The organism is Paucibacter sp. B2R-40 (genome assembly GCF_025717555.1).
GTDB lineage: Bacteria > Pseudomonadota > Gammaproteobacteria > Burkholderiales > Burkholderiaceae_C > Paucibacter_A.
The window spans coordinates 128,789-148,724 of sequence record NZ_JAJIRP010000010.1 but is presented as its reverse complement, the minus strand read 5'-3'; the positions used below and the strand labels follow the sequence as shown (position 1 = coordinate 148,724).

Genomic DNA, 19,936 nt, shown 5'->3' with positions numbered 1-19,936 from the left:
GAGCTGCGGCCCGGACTGTTGCCGGCCTCTAACCTGGCTTTTATGAATTAGCTCAACTAATGCGTTGAAAAAATTTCCTCGTTTGTCAGCCGGCAGACATCGGCGTGAAATGCGGGCTCGCCAACGAACTCTGCAGCAGGCAACGCGAACATGACAAGCAAGCCCCAGGTCTACCCCTATATTCCGAACTCTGTGCCTGCGGTCAAGGCCGCGATGCTGGCCGCCACCGGCGCCACCTCGGTCGAGGAGTTCTATGCCGATGTGCCGACCGAGCTGCGCATGGACAGGCCGTTGAATCTGCCGGCGCCGCTCTTGTCCGAGGCGCGCCTGAAGCGCCATGTGCAGGCCATCCTGGCGCGCAATACCCATTGCGGTGAGGTCTTGAGTTTTCTGGGTGGCGGCTGCTACCAGCACCATGTGCCCGCTATTTGCGACGAGATCAACGGGCGCAGCGAATTCCTGACCGCCTATGCGGGTGAGCCCTATGACGACCATGGCCGCTTCCAGGCGTTGTGGGAGTATTGCTCGATGATGGGCGAGCTGCTGAACTTGGACGTAGTCAGCGTGCCGACCTATGACGGCATGCAGGCGGCAGCCACCGCCTGCTGCATGGCGGCGCGCTACAGCGGACCTAGCAACAGAAAGCGTGTGCTGCTGGCCGCCAACACCAGCGCCGACAAACGCTCGCATATCAAGACCTACGGCCGCAGCGAGATCGAATTCGTCGAGGTCGCGTTTGACCCTATCACCGGCCTCTTGGACCGGGGCGATTTGCGCGCCAAGTTGAGCCAGCAGGTGGCGGCGCTCTATCTGGATGTACCGAATTACTTCGGCGGCATTGACGAGGGGCAGGCGATCGCCGGGTTGGTAAAGTCGGCCGGCGCGATGCTGATCGTCGGGGTTGATCCGCTCTCGCTCGGGGTGCTGGCGCCGCCCGGCGACTATGGCGCCGACATCGTCTGTGGCGACATCCAGACCCTGGGCATGCATATGAGCTACGGCGGCGGGCATGGCGGCTTTATCGCCAGCCGCGACGAGGAAGCCTTGCTGATGCAATACCCATCGCGCTTGTTCGGCATCGCGCCGACCTCGGTGCCGGGACAATACGGCTTTGGGGACGTGGCCTACCAGCGCACCTCTTTCGACAAGCGTGAGCAGGGCAACGAGTTTGTCGGCACGGCCGCGGCCTTGTGGGGCATCACCGCCGGGGTCTTTCTGGCCAGCCAGGGGCCGCAAGGCATGGTGGAGTTGGGAGAGGGCATCATGAAACGAGTTGCCTATGCGCGCCAACGCTTAAGCGCCTTGCCTGGCCTGCGCCTGGCCCATCCCGGCCCGGTGCATTTCAAGGAGTTCGTGCTCGACTTCTCCCCCAGCTGCAAAACAGTGGCCGAGGTCAACGCGGGTTTGCGCGAGCGCGCCATCTTCGGCGGCCATGATTTGTCCGAGGCCTTCCCCGCACTCGGCCAGTCCGCGCTTTATGCCTTCACCGAGGTCCACAGCCAGGCCGATATCGATGCCTTGGTGGATGCGCTGCGCGAGGTCCTCTCCTCATGAATCACGTCAATATGGAAAACATCTCCGCCCACCGCTTCACCGATGGCAAACCCAATCTGCGCCGCTACCAGCAAGCCCGCTGGGACGAGCCGGTGATCTTCGAGCTCAGTCAGCCGGGGGAGCGTGCCTTGCTGACGCCCGAGCTGGAGCCGGCCATCGAGGCCGCCGCGCATGATGTGCTGTTCACGCTGCCGCCCGGCATGCGCCGCAAGAAGCCGCCGGCGCTGCCGGAGCTGAGCCAGAACCGCGTGCTGCGCCACTATCTGCGCTTGTCGCAAGAGACCTTGGGTGCCGACTTCAATGTCGACGTCGGCCAGGGCACTTGCACGATGAAGTACAACCCCAAGGTCAACGAGCATTTGGCCCGCGATGCGCGCATGAGCGAGCTGCATCCGCTGCAAGACGAGAGCACGGTGCAGGGCATTCTGCATGTGATGTATGAGATGGAGCAGGTGCTGAAGGAGGTCTCCGGCATGGACGCCGTCAGCCTGCAGCCACGCTCGGGCTCGCAAGCGATCTATGCCAATCTGGCGATGATCCGGGCCTGGTTCGAGGCGCGCGGTGAGGCTGCCGAGTTGTCGCCGGGCCGCTCCCAAGACAGCTCGCCCCCCTCGGGGGGGCTGGCGCGAAGCGACAGCTCAGGGGGCGCAAATGTGCGCGACGAGATCATCACGACCATCTTCAGCCACCCGTCCGACGCGGCCTGCGCCAAGGTCTTGGGCTACAAGGTCATCACGCTCTACCCGGATGCCCAGGGCTACCCCGATCTGGCGGCGATGCAGGCGGCGGTCGGCCCGCGCACCGCGGCGCTGATCATCACCAACCCGGAAGACACCGGCATCTTCAACGCCAAGATTCGCGAGTTCGTGGCCGCCGCCCACTCGGTCGGCGCGCTGGCCTGTTATGACCAGGCCAATGCCAATGGCCTGCTGGGCATCACCCGGGCGCGCGAGGCCGGCTTTGATCTCTGCCATTTCAATCTGCACAAGACTTTTTCGACCCCGCACGCCTGTGGCGGACCAGCAGTCGGTGCCTGCGCGGTGACGGCGGCCTTGGCGCCGTTTCTGCCCCGACCTGTGATCGTCAAAGATCCAGGTGGCGACTACCGCATAGAGCAGGGCGGCGAGCGCTCAATCGGCAAGGTGGCGGCCTTTATGGGCACGGCCAGCATCGTCTTGCGCGCCTATGCCTGGGTAATGAATCTGGGCGCGGCGGGTCTGCGCGAGGTGGCCGAGATCGCGGTGCTGAATAACAACTACATGATGAGCCAATTGCTGAAGATTCGAGGTCTGTCGGCGCCTTATGCGCCGGGCAAACGGCGCATCGAGCAGGTGCGCTACAGCTGGGCCGAGCTGTGCGCCGAGACCGGCGTGCACTCGGGTGACATCGGCCTGCGCGCCGCCGACTACGGCGTGCATTACTGGACCAGCCATCACCCCTATGTGGTGCCGGAGCCCGCCACCATCGAGCCGACCGAGTCTTACTCGCGTGCCGATCTGGATGAGTTTGCGCAGATCATGAGCCGCGTGGCCGACGAGGCGAGAAGCCAGCCGGAGCTTTTGCGCAGCGCACCGCATAACTGCCCGACGCGGCGGGTTGATGAGTCTTATCTGGATGACCCCAAGCGCTGGGCGATCACCTGGCGCGGTTGGCAGCGTAAGCTGGCCGAGAATGGCGTGACCACGCCCACTGCGATGGACCGGGCGCTTTGAGATGCGGCCACGCGTCGGCCTGATCATCAACCCGCTGGCGGGCGCCGGCGGCAAGCTGGGCCTGCATGGCAGCGATGGCTTGGGCTGTGCGGCATCCGTTTGGTCCAGTGACAGGGCGGCCATCGCTTTGGCCAGTTTTTGTGAACTTGGGTCGAGCATCGATTGGATCAGCGGACCCGGCGCCATGGGCGAGGATTTGCTGCGCAGCCGGGGCGCAGCACCTCAGGTCTTGGCGCTCAAGCACCCGGGGCCGAGCAGCGCTGCCGATACGCGGGCCTTGGCGCGCCGGATGCGCGAGCTTGGGGTCGATCTGCTCTTGTTTGCCGGCGGCGACGGCACGGCGCGCGATGTGCAGGCCGGCGTGCTGGCGGCCGCCTTGTCCGGTGGGGACGGTGATCAGGCGCTGCCGGTGCTGGGCATCCCGGCCGGGGTGAAGATGCAGTCGGCTTGTTTTGGTGTCAGTCCGGCTGCGGCCGGGCGGCTGGCGCGTGCATTCTTGGCGACGCGAGCGCGCCGTACCGAGCCGCGCGAAGTGATGGATATGGATGAGGCGGCGCTGCGGGAGGGTCGGGTCTTGCCTCAGCTGCATGGCTACTTGGCCACGCCCACCGATCCGCGCCTCTTGCAGGGCCGCAAGACACGCAGTCTGCCGTGCGACTCGGAAGCGGCCACTGCGCTGGCGCAGAGCTTGGTGGCCGAGCTGAGTCGCGGCGTCCATGTGATCGGGCCGGGCTCCACCACCTGGGCTTTGAAGCAGGCATTGAAGCTTGCGGGCAGCTTGATCGGTGTGGACCTTGTGATTGACGGGAAGCTGTGGCTGCGTGATGCCACGGAGCAAGAGTTGCATGACTTCTTGCTTGCGACGCCGCGTCGGGCGGGCCTGTGGTTGACGGCGATCGGTGGCCAAGGGCATGTGATTGGGCGCGGCAATGCGCCGCTGAGCGCGCGGGTCTTGCGGGCGATCGGGCCGGCCGCCATGACGGTCTTGATCACGCCGGCCAAGTTGCAAGCATTGGCGGGTCAATGTGCCGGCTTGTTGCGCATGGACAGTGCCTGCGCCGAAGTGGACGCGCTGTTCAGCGGCCCGGTGCGCGTGCTGAGCGGCCCGCGTGACCGGGCGATGCTGAATTTGGTGGCAGAGTAGCGAGCCGCTCTTGAACAGGGCAGATCAAACAACGAGGCAAGCGAGGGAACGAGAGATGATCACGATGCAAGCAACAACGATGGGTGAGCGCAGTTCGGGTGAGTTGCGTGGCAAGGTGGCCTTGATCACCGGCGCCGGCTCCGGCATTGGCCGCGCCACCGCGCTGCTGTTCGCCGCGGAAGGCGCGCGCGTGGTGGTCTGTGATCTGAACGTCGAGGGCGCGGCGGCGACCGTGCGGGAGATCGAGGCGGCGGGCGGCCAAGCCTTGCTGGTACAGGCGAATGTGGCGTTGGCCGCCGATTGCCAGCGCAGCGTACAAGAGACGCTGGCCGCCTACGGCCGCCTCGATGTGCTGTTCAATAACGCCGGCATTACGCGGCGCGCCAATGTGGTGGATACCAGCGAGGCCGATTGGGATGCGGTGATGGCCGTCAACGTCAAGTCGATTTTCCTGATGAGCAAGTACGCGGTGCCGGTGATGGCGGAACAGGGCGGCGGCAGCATCATCAATTCGGGCTCCGGCTGGGGCCTGGTCGGCGGCAAGGATGCGGTGTCCTACTGCGCCTCCAAGGGCGCCGTGGTGAATATGACGCGGGCGATGGCGGTCGACCATGGGCCGCAGCAGATCCGTGTCAACAGCGTTTGCCCTGGCGACACCGACACCGCGATGCTGCGCAACGAGGCGCAGCAGCTCGGCCTGGCCGACATGGCGCTGGTTGAGGCCGGCAATGCGCGGCCGCTGATGCGGGTCGGGCAGGCGCGCGAGATCGCGCAGGTGGTGCTGTTTCTGGCCAGTGATCGCTCGTCTTTTGTCACCGGTTCCGCTTATGTAGTGGACGGCGGCGGGCTGGCGGGCTCGGCTTGATGGGTCATTTGATGCGCCTTGCCAATGGCTTCGCAGGTTGCGGCGTTTGGCCTCAGCTGCTTCGTGTGAGCTCGCCTTGGCGTGACCTCCGACACAGCGGGTTTTCACTGTTGTTCTGAGTTGCATGCCGGAAATATATTTGTCACATTCATAAATCATAACGTTTCAATTTATACATCATGCTCAATTGGGGAATCATCGGCGCCGGGAACATCTCGGGCGCTTTCGCACAGGGTTTGACACAGACCGACAGTGGCGCGCTGGTGGCAGTGGCCAGTCGTGAGCTGGCCAAGGCTGAGGCCTTTGTCGATAGACATGGCTCGCTGGCCTATCCGGCCCAGGCGCATGGCAGCTACGAGGCCTTGTTGGCCGATCCTGCCGTGCAGGCGGTCTATATCGGCCTGCCGCATACCGAACATCTGCACTGGACCGTGCGGGCGCTGCGTGCCGGCAAGCATGTGCTGTGCGAGAAGCCGCTGGGTCTGAATCATGCCGAGGCGATGATCGCCTTCGACGAAGCCGAGCGGGCCGGTCGGGTGCTGATGGAAGCCTTTATGTACCGCTGCCTGCCGCAAACAGCCAAGCTGGTGGAGTTGCTGCGTGCCGGCACCATCGGTGAGGTGCGCCACATCCAGGCTTCGTTTTGCTACAGCTCGACGCCGCGTGTCGGCTCGCGCACCTGGGAGGCCTCGCTGGCCGGTGGCGCGATTCTGGATGTCGGCTGCTATCCAGTCTCGATGGCGCGCTTGATCGCAGGCGTGGCCCAGGGTCTGCCCTTTGCCGAGCCGCTCAAGCTGACGGCCATGGGCAAGCTGCACGAGGGTGCCAGCGGTCCGGTTGATGAATGGGCTACGGCCACCTTGCTGTTCCCCGGCGACATCGTCGCACAGCTGAGCACGGCGGTGCGCTTCGAGCAGGAAGAGTCGCTGCGCATCGGCGGCACGCAAGGCGCGTTGGTCGTGCCCAAGCCCTGGTACGGTGCCGGCGCAGAAGCGGGCGAAAGCCGCATCGAGCTCTATGTGGATGAAGCGCTGGCGCAAAGCTGGACCATCTCAAGCGACCGTGGCCTCTACGCCTATGAGGCGGATGCGTTTGCGAAGGCCGTGAAGACGGCGTCCGTTCCCCATCCGGCCATGAACGCTGCGGATTCGCTAGCCAATCTGGCCGTGATGGACCGCTGGCGTCAGGCCATCGGCCTGTCCTATCCCAAGGAGGCCGAAGCCGCCATGCAGGGCCGCCAGACGCTGGCCGGCTTGCCGCTCGCCCGCCGCGCCGATGCGGTGATGAGTTACGGCCAGGTCTCCGGCCTGGAGGGCAAGCCGGTGTCGCGCTTGATCATGGGTGTCGACAACCAGGAAAACCTCAGCCATGCCGCGGCCCTGTTCGATGACTACATCGAGCGCGGCGGCAATGCTTTCGACACCGCCTGGGTCTATGACTTCGAGGGTGGCCACAGCGAGGCGATTCTGGGTCAGTGGCTGCGCGCCCGCGGCATCCGCGACGAGATCGTCTTGATCGCCAAGGGTGCCCACACCCCTAACTGCACACCCGAAGGCATGCGCAGTGAGCTGGCCGAGAGTCTGGAGCGCCTGCAAACCGATCATGCCGACCTCTACATCCTGCACCGCGACAACCCCGAGGTGCCGGTGGGCGAGTTTGTCGAGGCGCTCAATGAGCAGCGCCGCTTGGGACGCTTCAAAGCTTTTGGTGGCTCTAACTGGTCATTGGAGCGGGTGGCGCAGGCCAATGCCTACGCGGCGGCCAAGGGTCTGCAAGGTTTCTCCTTGGTCAATAACCAGCTCAGCCTTGCGCGCATGCAGGCGCCGATCTGGCGCGGTTGCGTGTCGGCCGGCGACCCGGCCTCGCGCCGGCAGCTGGCCGAGCAGGGGCTGGCCTTGTTTGCCTGGTCCTCGCAGGCGCGTGGTTTCTTCACCGACCGCGCCGGCCCGGATCGCCTTGAGGACGAGGAGCTGGTGCGTTGCTGGTACAGCGTCGCCAACTTCGAGCGCCGCGTCCGTGCTCAGCAGTTGGCCGCCGAGAAAGGCGTGCAGGCGATCAATATCGCGCTGGCCTGGGTGCTGGCGCAGGCCTTCCCGGCCTTCAGCCTGATCGGCCCGCGCAGCATCGCCGAGACCGCCAGTTCGATGCGGGCCTTGAGCGTGCAGCTGACGCCTGAAGAAATGGCCTGGCTGGACCTGGCCGAACAGGGGGCACCGGCATGACCCGAGCTACTTCGATCGGCATCATCGGCGCCGGCGACATCTTCCCGGCCTATGCCAAAGGCCTGGCCCAGTTCGGCAATCTGCAACTGATAGGCGTGGCCGACGCCAAGCTTGAGGCCGCGCAGAGCCGCGCCGCCGAATTTGATCTGCCAGCGATGAGCCTGGATCAGTTGCTCGGCAGCGAGGCCGAGATCATCATCAATCTGACCCCGCCGCTTGCCCACCGGGCGGTTGGCGAGGCGGTGCTGAAGGCCGGCAAGCATCTCTATACCGAGAAGCCGCTGGCCGGCAGCTTTGCCGACGGAGCCGCGCTGCTGGAGCTGGCCCAGTCGCAGCGCCTGCGCATCGGCTGCGCGCCCGATACCTTTCTGGGCGGCGCCGGCCAAGCTGCACGTGCGCTGGTTGACGCCCTTCGCATTGGCCGCATCGTCGCCGGCCAAGCCTCGATGATGGAGCGCGGCCCCGATGATTGGCATCCCAACCCCGAGTTCTTCTATCGACCCGGCGCCGGGCCGCTGATGGACATGGGCGTCTACTACCTGACCCAGCTGGTGCAATTGCTGGGCCCGATCACGCGCGTCAGCGGCATGGCTCACACGAGTTGGCCGGCGCGGCAGATTCCGCGTGGCCCGCGCCAGGGCGAGCACATCAAGGTCGAAACGCCGACCCATCTGGTCGCCGGCCTGACCTTTGAGCAGGGTGCCTTCATCACGCTGAGCACCAGCTTCGATGTCTGGAAGCACAAGAGCAGCCATATCGAGTTGTTCGGCGAGCTGGGCAGCCTGGTGTTGCCGGACCCGAACCAGTTCGGCGGCGAACTCGAGCTCTGTGTGGCCGATGGTGACTGGGTGGCGCAAGCGCCGCTGGCCTTCACCGGCCGGCACCGGGGCCTGGGCGTAGCCGATATGGCCGATGCCTTGCGCAGCGGCCGCCCGCACCGCGCGAGCGGCGAGATGGCGCTGCATGTGCTGGAGGCGATGGACGCGATTCTGCGGTCGGCCGAGCAGCAATCCCCGCTGGCGCTGCAGACCCGCTGCACAAGACCCGAGCCCGTGCCGGCCGGCTTTGCCGCCAGCCTTCAGGTACAGGAGCAATGCGCATGACTTCGAAGCAAGACGGGCTGCGTATCGCGTTACAGCTCTATACCGTGCGCAGTGCAGGCGATCTGGCGGCCCGCCTGGAACTCGCTAAACAGGCCGGCTATGCCTGGGTCGAGACCGAGGCCTTGCATGGCTTGAGCCGCAGCGACTTTGTTGCCGCGCTGCAGGCCGCTGGCCTGAGGCTGGCTTCTATGCATGTGGAGATGAGCGATCTGGCCGAGCGCCTGGACGAGATCGTTGCGGCGCTCAAGGCTTGCGCCTGCACGCAGCTGGTGATGCCCTGGTTGGATGAGTCCGAGCGGCCGCAGGACAGCGCCGGCTGGCTGGCCTTGGCCGCCAGCTTGGAGGCCCATGCGCAGGCATTGCAGGGCCAAGGCATCACGCTGGCCTATCACAACCATGCCTTCGAGTTCGAGCGGCTGGCAGATGATGGCCGCACGGTCTTGGAGACCTTGCTGGAGGCCGCGCCGGCTTTGCGCTGGCAGGCGGATGTGGCCTGGGTGGCGCGGGCGGGTGAGGCACCGATGGCATGGCTGGAGCGCTACGGCTTGCGCCTGCAGTCGGTGCATGTGAAGGATCTGGCCAAGCCTGGAGCCGAGTTGGCCGAGATCGAACAAGGCTGGGCCACGCTAGGCGAGGGGCGGCTGGATTGGCCGGCCTGGCTGCCTTGGCTGAGTCAGCATGTGAACACCTTCATCGTCGAGCATGACCAACCCAGCCAGCCTGCGCGCACGGCGGCATTGGGCCTGAGCTATCTGAATGGCCATTTGGCTTGAAGACATTGGGGAACACCTGACACCATGGCAGATCTATCGCTGCGCGGCCTGCGCAAAAGTTACGGCTCGGTCGATGTCTTGAAAGGCATTGACCTGGAGATCGCCGACCGCGAGTTTGTCTGCTTTCTGGGCCCCTCGGGTTGCGGCAAGTCGACACTCTTGCGCTGCATTGCCGGGCTGGAGCCGGTGCAGAGCGGCGAGTTGATGATTGGCGGCGAGCGCATGAACGAGGTGCCACCGGCCGAGCGCGACCTGGCCATGGTGTTCCAGAACTACGCGCTCTACCCGCATATGACGGTACGCAAGAACCTGTCGTTTGGCCTGTCGCTGCGGCGCTTTTCCAAGGCCGAGATCGACACGCGCATTGCCGAGGCGGCACGTATGCTGCAGCTTGAAGCGCTGCTGGAGCGCAAGCCCAAAGCCTTGTCGGGCGGGCAGCGGCAACGCGTGGCGATAGGGCGCGCCATTGTGCGCAACCCGCGTGTCTTTTTGTTCGACGAGCCCTTGTCGAATCTGGACGCAGCGCTGCGCGAGAACACCCGCATGGAGCTGGCGCGTCTGCACCAGGCCTTGCAGGCCACGATGATCTATGTCACGCATGATCAGGTCGAGGCGATGACGCTGGCCGACAAGGTGGTGGTCTTGAATCAGGGCCGCATCGCGCAGGTCGGCCGTCCTTTGGAGCTGTACCACCGGCCGGCTGACCTGTTTGTCGCCGGCTTCATCGGCACACCGCGGATGAACTTTTTGTCGGTCGAGTTGCAAGCGATGGTGGACGGGCTGCTGCAGCTGCGTTTGCCTGCTTGCGCAACGATTGCGAGCCTGGCCGAAGGCGACCTGGCGCCGCTCGGTGCTGCGCTGACCCTGGGTGTGCGGCCCGAACATATTCGCCTGCTGGCCGGCGCTGACCGGGCCGCCCATTTGCAAGGCAAGGTGCTGGCGGTGGAGCGCCTGGGCGCGCAAAGCATGGTGCATGTGAGCGCCGGCCTGGATCAAAACCTGACGGTCTGCGTCGACGGTGCACAACTGGTGCAGCGCGGTGATGCTGTGGGCTTGCAGTTCGAGCTGGAGCATATGCATGTTTTCGCGGCCGACGGTCGCGCCTTGCCGAGGCGCTTGAGCGCAGCGGTGCAAGAGGCGCTGGCGCAATGAAGCGCATCAGCTTCCATAGGCGCTTGCTGGGGGCCTTGTGTCTGTTCGGCGCCTGCACTGCTGCCGGCGCAGCCGAGCCGCAACTGCTGCGCTTCGCCACCTGGGACGGCAGTGAGAGCCTCTTGATCCAGCAGCGCATTGCGGCCGCCTTCGAGGCCAGGCATCCGGGCGTGAAGGTGCAAGTAGAGGCCTATGGCGGCGGCTACAACCAGAAGCTGTCGGCTGCTTTCGGGGCCAAGAACCCACCCGATGTGATGTATATGTGGAACTTCCCGCAATACCACCGGGTGCTGGAACCGCTGGATGACTATCTGGCCCGTGATGCCCGCATAGATCGCAGCGACTTTGTGCCCGGCCTATTTCGCTTCGCCACGGTTGCCGATGCTGACGGCAAGACCCAGCCCCTCTCGATGCGAATCTACGGCGTGCCGGCTGGCTTCACGGCCCAAGTGATCTATTACAACAAAGACATGTTTGACCGCGCCGGCCTGGCCTATCCGCAGGAGGGTTGGAGCTGGGACGATCTGCGCCACATGGCGATTCAGTTGCGCAAGCCGGCAACCAAGGCCTTCGGTTTCGGCCTCGATGTGAACCCCGACCCCTACGACTTTCAGAGTTTTCTCTGGAGCGCGGGCGGGCGCATGTTGGGCCCGGACGGCGTGAGCGTGCAGGGCCATCTGAACGGTGCGCCGTCCAAGGCCATGTTCGAGATGTTGCTGGCGCTGCTGCAGCAGGATGTTGCGGCCACCTTGGGTGTCGGCGATGGCCGTAACCAGCGCCAGATGTTCACCTCCGACAAGGTCGCGATGCTGCTGGACGGCGCGGCCTTCCGGGTCGAGTTGGGGCAAGACGGCAAGCGCTACGGCGTGGTCGGGTTGCCGAGCTTTCAGGGCCGGCCGGCGCAGAGCGTGGTCAGTGTGTCGGCGCTGGCGATGGCGCGTGAGTCCAAGCAAAAGGCGCTGGCCTGGGACTTCATCCAATTCTTCAGCAGCGCCGAGGCGGTGCGTCTGCGCAGCAATGATTTGCCGGTGCTGCTGAGCGTGGCGGCGCAGCAGGGCTTGCGAGACGACCCTTTGGTGAGGCCTTTTTACGCGATGGTGGACAGCATGAAGGAGACGCCCGCGCACCTGCTGAACCCGCGCTGGATGCGTGCGCAAGATGTTGTGCGCGACGCCATCCAGGAGGTCTTTCTGAGCAAGCAGGGCGACAGCGGCGCCATTCTGGACCGAGCCGCCATCAAGGCCGAGCGCAAGCTGCGCTGAGGACGGGACCATGCATAAATCTCAATTGATGGACGCCCAGAGCGAGATGCTGATGCCAATCTCCGAGCCAGTTCCTGGCAAGGCCAAAACGGCTGGCAAGCTGCGCGCCCGCTCTTGGTCGGCCTGGCTGCCCTATCTTTTCATCGCCCCCTGGGCGATCGGCTTTCTCGCCTTCACCGTCGGCCCCTTGCTGTATTCGCTCTATATGAGCTTTTTCGATTGGCCGCTGATGGGCGGCGAGCGCTTTGTCGGCCTGCAGAACTACCAGCGCGTGCTGTTCCAAGATGACGATTTCTGGGAGGCGCTGGGCGTGACGGCGCGCTTCGCGCTGCTCTATGTGCCGACTCATCTGGCCGCATCCCTGGGCCTGGCGCTGCTCTTGAATCGGCGCTGCCTCGGCGAGGGCTTGTTCCGCACGATCTTCTATCTGCCCTCGATGCTGTCGGGTGTGGCGCTGGTCAGCATCTGGTCCTGGATCTATAGCCGCGAGTACGGGCTCTTGAACTACGCGCTGTCGCTGCTGGGCCTGCCGGCGGTTGATTGGCTGGGCAGCCCGGACTGTGCGATGAGCGCGGTGGTGATCGCCAGTCTGTGGAGTCTGGGCGGCACGATGCTGGTCTTTCTGGCGGGGCTGAAGGGCATCTCGGTCGAGCTCTATGAGGCGGCCGAGATGAGCGGCGTTTCCAAGCTCAAGCAGTTCTCCCACATCACGCTGCCGCTGCTCTCGCCGGTGATTTTGTTCAATCTGGTCACCACCTTGATTGCCGCGTTTCAACAGTTGACCATGGCCCTGCTCTTGACCGGCGGCGGCCCGATGAAATCGACCACTATGTTGGCCATGTATATCTACGACACCGCGTTCAAATACTTCGACATGGGCTATGCGGCGGCGATGTCCTGGTTGCTGTTCGCGTTGATTCTGTTGTTGTCCGCCTCGGTGATGCGCTTCTCCAGCCTGTGGGTGTTTTACGAGAATGAAGTGAAGTCCGATGCCGGGCCAAACCAGCAAGGGGACAAGCCATGATCAGCCTTGCCGCCCGCAGCCGCCAGCTGGCTTTTTACAGCCTGATGTTGCTGCTGGTCTTTGCCTTTGCAGCGCCGCTTTACTGGACGCTGCTGACCGCCCTGAAGGCGAAGACGGAGCTCTATGCCTGGCCGCCGATCTGGTGGCCGGCCGAGCCGCGCTGGAGCAATTTTGCCGAGGCCTGGGGCGCCCAGCCTTTTGCGCTCTTCCTGCGCAATTCCCTCTGGGTCGCCTTGCTGTCCACCGTGGGGCAGATTTTTTCTTCCAGCCTGGTGGCCTACGGCTTTGCGCGCTTTGACTTCAAGGGCCGCAATGCCTTGTTCATGATCGTGCTCGGCTCAATGATGATCCCCTGGGACGTGAGCATGATCCCGCTCTATATGGAGTTCAACGCGCTGGGCTGGATCAACACGCTCAAGCCGCTGATCGTGCCGTCCTTTTTCGCCGCACCGTTCTTCATCTTCTTGTTGCGCCAATTCATCATGAGCATCCCGCGCGAGCTGGACGAAGCGGCGCGCATGGACGGCGCCAATGCCTGGCAGATTTACTGGCGCATTCACCTGCCGTTGATGGCACCGGCCTTGGTGCTGGTCGGCACCTTCCAGTTCCTCGGCAGCTGGAACGACTACCTCGGCCCGCTGATCTTTCTGAATGATCAGAGCCTTTACACGCTGGCCTTGGGCCTGGCCCAGTTCAAGGGCCTGCATTCGAACAATGTGACGGCGATCGCCGCGATGACGGTGCTTTTGTGCCTGCCGCCGCTGCTGCTGTTCTTCCTGGCCCAGCGCCACATCATGGACGGCGCTACCAGCGCGGCGGTCAAAGGTTGAGTCGCGTGAACCCTCTATTGTTCGACCCCTACAAAGTTCCGTTCTCGCGACGCGAGAGTTGGCTGTGCGTTTCCTGGCTGGCCGAGGACCAGTCCTTTTGGCTGCGCAATCTGCGCGGCGGCGATGAACACACCGACCTGGGCCGGCTCTTTCGCCTGACGCCGATCGACGCGGCGGGCTTGCCACTGCAAGGCGAGTGGACGCTGCGGCCCGAGGCCCTGAGCTTTCGCTGTGAGCAGGGCTCCATCGATCTGGTTTTCGCCGACGCCGACACGCTCGCCTTGACGGCCCAAGGGATTGGCCTGCGTCTGTCCCTGCAAAGCAGGCGTTATGACTATGCGCAGCGCCTGGCCGCTGCCGTGCATATCAGCTGCGCCACGCAAGACCTGTCGGCGCGCCTGATGCTGGGTGAGGGTGACTTGCAGCTGGACGCACCCTGGCAGGGCCAGCGCGCCGAGCGCATGGCCTGCGAGCTCAAGCCTAACGAGCAGGGGCGGCTGACGGCGGCGCTGCATCTCTACCGGGTGCGGCCGCTGCGCCTGGACCGGGCCGAGTTCGAGGTGGCGCAAGCCTCGGCCACCGCCGACTTTGCCGCTTGGCTGGCGCTGACCCTGGGCGTGACGCCGGAGCTTGGGGCGGCGCGCGAATTGGCCGCCTACATCACTTGGTCCTGCCTGGTGCCGGCCGAGGGGCAGCTGAAGCACCCGGCCATGTATATGTCCAAGAACTGGATGACGAATATCTGGAGCTGGGACCATTGCTTCAACGCCTTGGCGCTGGGCGCGGCGCAGCCCGAGCTGGCCTGGCAGCAATTGGCGCTGCTGTTCGAGCATCAGCATGTCAGTGGGCGCCTGCCCGATTTCGTCAATGACCGTTTCGCTTACTGGCGCTTCACCAAGCCGCCGGTGCATGGCTGGACGGTTGCGCAGCTGCGTCGCATGGCGCCGGCCGCCTGGCCTGCTGAGCGCTGCGCGCAGGCCTATGCCTGGCTCGCCGCGCAGGCCAACAGCTGGATGGATGAAACAGGGGAGGGCCTGCCCGCCTATGACCATGGCAATGACGCCGGCTGGGACAACGCCACTACTTTTTTGCCCGGCACGCCGCTGCAAAGCCCCGACCTCAGCAGCTTTTTGATTCTGCAGATGGAGGAGCTGGCGGCTTTGGCCGAATTGCTGGAGCGGCAGGATGAGGCTCGCCGTTGGCGCCAGCGCGCCGATGCCTTGTTTGAGCGTCTGATGGCCAGGCTTTGGGACGGCGAGCGCTTTGTGGCGATCTGCGCAGGCGGGCTGCCAAGTCAGCTAGGCGCCGACAGCCTGATCGCCTTCATGCCGCTGCTCTTGGGCCAGCGCATGGGCGAGCCGCAACGCCGGGCCTTGCTGCAGGGCTTGTTCGAGCTGGGCCGTTTTTTCACCTCACATGGCCTGGCGACCGAATCGCAGCGCAGCCCCTTCTATCAGGCCGATGGCTATTGGCGCGGCCCGATCTGGGCGCCGACCATGCTGCTGTTTGTCGACGCGATGGACCGCTGCGGCCGCGCCGACTTGGGCGACGAGCTGGCGCGGCGCTTCACCGCGATGGCGGCGCGCAGCGGCATGGCCGAAAACTATGACGCACAAAGCGGCGCCGGTCTGCGTGACCCCGCCTTCACCTGGACCTCGAGCGTCTTCTTGCTGCTCGGCCATCGCCTGAAAGATTGCGCCCATGTCGAATCCGTTTGAGCCAATGCCAATGCCAATGCCAATGACAACGCCAACGCCAACGCCAACGCCGGCCGTGACTCTGAAGACGCTGGTGCGCCATACCGGCCTGTCGCTGGGCACCGTGTCCAAGGCCTTGAAAAATGCGCCCGAGGTCAAGCCGGAAACCCGCGCGCGCGTGCAGCGCGCCGCCGCCGAGCTGGGCTATAGCGTCAACTTGGCCGGCGTCAAGCTGCGCACCGGCAAGACTTATACCTTGTGCATCGTGTTGCCGGTCGAAGACGCCGAGCAGGACTTCAGCGACAGCGGCTATATGGCGCTGGTGTCGGGCCTGTATGCCGCGCTGGCGGGCAGTTACTACAGTCTGGTCGTGCATCCGCAGCTGCCCGGTGAGAGCCCGCTGGAGGGCCTGCGCCAGTTGGTCGAGTCGCGCCGCGTCGACGGTCTGATCCTGACCCAGACCCGGCCGCAGGACGAGCGCATCCGCTATCTGCTGCAACAGGACCTGCCTTTCGTCAGTTATGGCCGCAGCGAGTTGGCGCAGGCGCATGCCTGGTTCGACACCGATCACGAGGACATGGCCTACCAAGCCACCCGCCGGCTGATCGAGCGCGGCCACCGCCTGATTGCGATGCTCAACCCGAGCCCGGAGCTGATGTATGCGCAGCACCGTGAGCAGGGCTACCGGCGCGCGCTGGCCGAGGCGGGCTTGAGCTTCGATACGGCGCTGCTGCGCAGCTCGGCCCTGTCCGCCGGTGACGGACGGCGCATCGTGCTCGAGTTGGCTGAGCGAGCGCAGCGGCCGACGGCCTTTGTCTGCGCGAATGAATTCACCGCGCTGGGCGCCTTGTCGGCCTTTGCGGAACTAGGCTGGCAGGCGGGGCGCGAAGCGGTCGTGGTGGCCACCGACGACAGCAATATCAGCGCCTACTTTGTCCCGCCGATCAGCACCTACTTTGCCTCGCTGCACCATGCCGGCCGGCAGCTGGGCAGCCTCTTGCTGCGCCGCTTGGGCGGCGAGGCGGCCGAACGTTTGCAAATCCTGGAATGCGCCGAATTGATCGAGCGCCAGAGCGACCTGGCAGCTGTGAGCGGAGCCACACGATGATGAATATGAAAACCATGCAAGGACCGGGACTCTTTCTGGCTCAGTTTGCCGGCGACGCGGCGCCCTTCAACAGTCTGGACGGCATCGCCGCCTGGGCCGCCGGCCTGGGTTTCAAGGCCGTCCAAATTCCGAGTTGGGACGCGCGCCTGTTCGACTTGGCGCTTGCGGCCGAGAGCCAGAGCTATTGCGACGATCTGCGCGGGCGCTTGGCGGCACATGGCTTGCAGATCAGCGAGCTGTCCAGCCATCTGCAAGGCCAGTTGCTTGCAGTGCATCCAACCTATGACCGACCCTTTGATCGCTTTGCCGCGCCGGCGGTGGCGGGCAATCCGGCAGCCCGTCAGGCCTGGGCGGCCGAGCAGCTGCGGCTGGCGGCCAAGGCCTCGGCACGGCTGGGCCTGAAGGCGCACGCAACCTTTTCCGGCGCCTTGGCCTGGCCGTTTCTCTACCCCTGGCCGCCGCGCCCGGCCGGCCTGATTGATAAGGCCTTTGCCGAATTGGCGCGGCGCTGGACACCCGTCCTCGATGCCTTCGATGAGGCCGGCGTTGATGTCTGCTATGAGCTGCATCCGGGGGAAGACCTGTTCGATGGGGTGAGCTTCGAGCGCTTTTTGGACGCCGTGGGCCAGCACACGCGCGCCTGCATTCTTTACGACCCCAGCCACTTTCTCTTGCAGCAGCTCGACTACCTGGCCTTCATTGATATCTATCACCCGCGCATCCGCGCCTTTCACGTCAAGGATGCCGAGTTCAGGCCCAACGGGCGCCAAGGTGTTTACGGCGGCTATGCCGACTGGATCGACAGGGCCGGGCGCTTTCGCTCGCTCGGCGATGGGCAGATCGACTTCGGCGCGATCTTTTCCAAGTTGACCCGTTACGGCTACCCCGGCTGGGCGGTGCTGGAGTGGGAATGCTGCCTGAAGCATCAGGAGGACGGCGCGCGCGAGGGCGCGGCCTTTATCGAGCGGCAAATCATTCGCGTGGCCGAGAAGTCCTTTGATGATTTCGCTAACGCTGCAAGCGATCGTGGAGAAGTCCGCAACATGTTGGGCTTGCAAGCATGAGCACTTATCAAGGCCATCAACGCCCCTTGCGGCTGGGCATGGTCGGCGGCGGCGAGGGCGCTTTCATCGGCGCGGTGCACCGGATTGCGGCGCGGCTGGACGGTGAGTTCGAGTTGGTGGCCGGCGCGCTGTCCAGCCAGCCGGAGCGGGCCGCTGCCAGTGGCGCGGCGCTGGGTCTGGCGCCCGAGCGTTGCTATGCCGATTGGCGCGAAATGGCGCGGCGTGAGGCCGATCGACCCGACGGCATCGAGCTGGTGGCCATCGTCACGCCGAATCATCTGCATGCTCCCGTGGCGCGAGCCTTTTTGGAGGCCGGCATCGATGTGATCTGTGACAAGCCGCTGGCCATCTCGGTGCAGGAGGGGCGCGAGCTAGCCGTTTTGGCGCAGGCGCGTAAGCGGCTGCTGGCGGTCAGCTATAACTACAGCGCCTATCCAATGTTGCGCCATGCGCGCGAGTTGGTGCGCGCCGGCGAGTTGGGCCCGCTGCGCCTGATCCAGGTCGAATATGCACAGGACTGGCTGGCCTTGCCGATCGAGAAGGAAGGGCAAAAGCAAGCCAGCTGGCGCTGCGACCCCGCCTTGGCCGGACCGGCCGGCGCGCTGGGTGATATCGGCACGCATGCCTATCAATTGGCCTGCTTTGTCAGTGGGCTGCGGGCGGCGGCCGTCTGCGCTGAATTGAGCAGCTTCGTGCCGGGGCGCCGGCTGGACGATAACGCGCAGCTGATGCTGCGCTTTGAGGGCGGCGTGCGCGGCGCGCTCTGGGCCAGCCAGGTGGCGAGCGGCTGCGAGAACGGCCTGCGTCTGCGCATCTATGGCGCCAAGGCGGGGCTGGAGTTCGACCAGGAGCAGCCCAACCAGCTGCGCCTGCGTCGCCTGGGCGGCAGCACCGAGTTGCTCAGCCGTGGCCGCGTCGACAGTGCTGCGGCAAGAGCCGCCACGCGCTTGCCGCCCGGCCACCCCGAGGGCTATCTGGAGGCCTTCGCGCAGCTCTACCGGGAGGCGGCCGAGCATATTCGGGCGCGCCAGCAAGGGCGCGAGCCGGCGCAGGAGAGCCTAGCCTTGCCGCAAGTCGGCGACGGGCTGGCGGGGCTGCTGTTCGTCGACGCCGCGCTGCGCAGCCACCGCGCGGGCGGCATCTGGACCCGGCTCGACGCATTGACCAACGAAGACGCGGGCTGCGTGCCCGCCCATGAGGAGACGGCGAAATGATAGAAATTGGTTGTGAGCGGCAGAGCCAGTCCGGCCCCAGCTTGCTGGGCGATGTGGGCGGCAGCAATGTGCGACTGGCCTGGCAGCGCGAGGCCGGCGCGGCGATCGAGCGCGTGCAGGTGATGCCTTGCGCGGACTATCCGAACCTGACCGCTTGTATACAGAATTACCTGAGCGGTATCAAGCATGCGGGATTGGCTGCGCCAAGGCGGGCTGCCTTGGGCGTTGCGACACCGGTGTTGCAGGATCAAATCAGCCTGACCAACCGCGACTGGGCCTTTTCGGCCCGCCAAATGTTGGGCGATCTGGGCCTGCAGCGCCTGGTGGTGATGAACGACTTCACCGCGCTGGCCTTGGCAATTCCGGCCCTGCCGCAGGCGGATTTTTGGCATTGCGGCGGGCCAGAGTCTGAGTTTGCCGGCATTTCCGGCGCGGCCACGCAGACGATCGCGGTGCTCGGGCCCGGCACCGGCCTGGGCGTCTCAGGCTTGGTCTCCACCGGAGACAGGCAATGGACGGCGCTGCAAACCGAAGGCGGGCATGTCAGCTTGTCCGCCCACAGCGAGCGCGAATGCCGCTTGATCGCCAAATTGGCGTGTCGCTTTGGCCATGTGTCGGCGGAGCGGGTGTTGTCGGGGCCGGGCCTGGTCAATATGGTGGAGGCCCTGTGCGACTTGGACGGCGTGGCCTCGCCTGAGCAGCTGACGCCGGCGGCGGTGATTGCGGCGGCGCTGGGCTCACAAGAAAGAGTAGGGCCGCCCCGAGCTTCCTTGACCCCCTCGGGGGGCGGACGACGTAGGTCGTCGGCCTGGGGGTGCTCAGATGCTCATCCCACGCAGGCGCAATGCGCCGAGGCGCTGGACCTGTTTGCGGCCTTCCTGGGCGACGTGGCCGGCGATCTGGTGCTCTCGCTCGGGGCGCGCGGTGGCGCCTATATCGGTGGCGGCATCGTGCCTCGCTTGGGGGCAGAGTGGCTGCGGGCCTCGCGCTTTCGAGCGCGTTTTGAAGCCAAGGGCCGCATGGCCGGCTATCTGGCAAGCGTCAGCAGCTATGTGATTGCCGCCCAAGAGCCACCTGCCTTGTTGGGGGCGAGCCGCGCGCTATGAAAGCCCAGCGCAGCAACCAAGCCTCGGGCTTGCCTAAATGCTTCTTGCCGCCCCCGCAAGGCGGTTGACGCAGGCCAGTTTCATCCACGCCCATCAAGCCAGCACG

Annotated in this window: 16 protein-coding genes; all 16 read left to right on the top strand. The window is 65.1% G+C overall.

Features of this window, described 5'->3' with window-relative positions:
• The first annotated feature begins 150 nt into the window (after window positions 1-150).
• The 16 genes from gcvPA (at window position 151) to glk (ending at window position 19,830) form a co-directional block, all read left to right on the top strand.
• Complete coding sequence (gene gcvPA, locus LNV09_RS19620; RefSeq protein ID WP_263558761.1) at window positions 151-1,554, top strand: aminomethyl-transferring glycine dehydrogenase subunit GcvPA; 1,404 nt, start codon at window positions 151-153, stop codon at window positions 1,552-1,554.
• Window positions 1,551-3,266, top strand: coding sequence for a glycine dehydrogenase subunit 2 (locus LNV09_RS19615; RefSeq protein WP_263558760.1), 1,716 nt, complete (start codon window positions 1,551-1,553; stop codon window positions 3,264-3,266). The genes gcvPA and LNV09_RS19615 overlap by 4 nt, the downstream gene beginning before the upstream one ends.
• A 1-nt stretch (window position 3,267) precedes the next feature.
• The gene (locus tag LNV09_RS19610; RefSeq protein WP_263558759.1) at window positions 3,268-4,410 is read left to right on the top strand and encodes an ATP-NAD kinase family protein; all 1,143 of its coding nucleotides are present in this window, start codon (window positions 3,268-3,270) and stop codon (window positions 4,408-4,410) included.
• A gap of 64 nt (window positions 4,411-4,474) precedes the next feature.
• Window positions 4,475-5,275 carry an SDR family NAD(P)-dependent oxidoreductase gene (locus LNV09_RS19605; RefSeq protein ID WP_263558758.1) on the top strand — a complete coding sequence of 267 codons (801 nt, stop codon included), beginning with the start codon at window positions 4,475-4,477 and terminating at the stop codon, window positions 5,273-5,275.
• Between the two features lie 179 nt (window positions 5,276-5,454).
• The gene (locus LNV09_RS19600; RefSeq protein WP_263558757.1) at window positions 5,455-7,497 is read left to right on the top strand and encodes an aldo/keto reductase; all 2,043 of its coding nucleotides are present in this window, start codon (window positions 5,455-5,457) and stop codon (window positions 7,495-7,497) included.
• Window positions 7,494-8,600 carry a Gfo/Idh/MocA family protein gene (locus LNV09_RS19595; RefSeq protein WP_263558756.1) on the top strand — a complete coding sequence of 369 codons (1,107 nt, stop codon included), beginning with the start codon at window positions 7,494-7,496 and terminating at the stop codon, window positions 8,598-8,600. The genes LNV09_RS19600 and LNV09_RS19595 overlap by 4 nt, the downstream gene beginning before the upstream one ends.
• On the top strand, window positions 8,597-9,373 hold the full coding sequence (locus LNV09_RS19590; RefSeq protein WP_263558755.1) for a sugar phosphate isomerase/epimerase family protein: 777 nt from the start codon (window positions 8,597-8,599) through the stop codon (window positions 9,371-9,373). Before LNV09_RS19595 ends, LNV09_RS19590 begins: the two co-directional genes overlap by 4 nt.
• 24 nt (window positions 9,374-9,397) lie before the next feature.
• Complete coding sequence (locus LNV09_RS19585; RefSeq protein ID WP_263558754.1) at window positions 9,398-10,525, top strand: ABC transporter ATP-binding protein; 1,128 nt, start codon at window positions 9,398-9,400, stop codon at window positions 10,523-10,525.
• Window positions 10,522-11,787 carry an ABC transporter substrate-binding protein gene (locus LNV09_RS19580; RefSeq protein WP_263558753.1) on the top strand — a complete coding sequence of 422 codons (1,266 nt, stop codon included), beginning with the start codon at window positions 10,522-10,524 and terminating at the stop codon, window positions 11,785-11,787. Before LNV09_RS19585 ends, LNV09_RS19580 begins: the two co-directional genes overlap by 4 nt.
• Window positions 11,788-11,797: 10 nt before the next feature.
• Window positions 11,798-12,811, top strand: coding sequence for a carbohydrate ABC transporter permease (locus LNV09_RS19575; protein ID WP_263558752.1), 1,014 nt, complete (start codon window positions 11,798-11,800; stop codon window positions 12,809-12,811).
• Window positions 12,808-13,641 carry a carbohydrate ABC transporter permease gene (locus LNV09_RS19570; RefSeq protein ID WP_263558751.1) on the top strand — a complete coding sequence of 278 codons (834 nt, stop codon included), beginning with the start codon at window positions 12,808-12,810 and terminating at the stop codon, window positions 13,639-13,641. Before LNV09_RS19575 ends, LNV09_RS19570 begins: the two co-directional genes overlap by 4 nt.
• Window positions 13,642-13,646: 5 nt before the next feature.
• The gene (locus tag LNV09_RS19565; RefSeq protein WP_263558750.1) at window positions 13,647-15,359 is read left to right on the top strand and encodes an amylo-alpha-1,6-glucosidase; all 1,713 of its coding nucleotides are present in this window, start codon (window positions 13,647-13,649) and stop codon (window positions 15,357-15,359) included.
• A gap of 16 nt (window positions 15,360-15,375) precedes the next feature.
• Window positions 15,376-16,446: a LacI family DNA-binding transcriptional regulator gene (locus LNV09_RS19560; protein WP_263558749.1), complete on the top strand. Its 1,071-nt coding sequence runs from the start codon at window positions 15,376-15,378 to the stop codon at window positions 16,444-16,446.
• A gap of 5 nt (window positions 16,447-16,451) precedes the next feature.
• Window positions 16,452-17,510, top strand: a complete 1,059-nt coding sequence (locus tag LNV09_RS19555; protein WP_263558825.1) for a sugar phosphate isomerase/epimerase family protein — start codon at window positions 16,452-16,454, stop codon at window positions 17,508-17,510.
• Window positions 17,507-18,724, top strand: a complete 1,218-nt coding sequence (locus LNV09_RS19550) for a Gfo/Idh/MocA family protein (protein ID WP_263558748.1) — start codon at window positions 17,507-17,509, stop codon at window positions 18,722-18,724. The genes LNV09_RS19555 and LNV09_RS19550 overlap by 4 nt, the downstream gene beginning before the upstream one ends.
• Window positions 18,721-19,830, top strand: a complete 1,110-nt coding sequence (gene glk / locus LNV09_RS19545) for a glucokinase (protein ID WP_263558747.1) — start codon at window positions 18,721-18,723, stop codon at window positions 19,828-19,830. Before LNV09_RS19550 ends, glk begins: the two co-directional genes overlap by 4 nt.
• The last annotated feature ends 106 nt before the right edge of the window (window positions 19,831-19,936 follow it).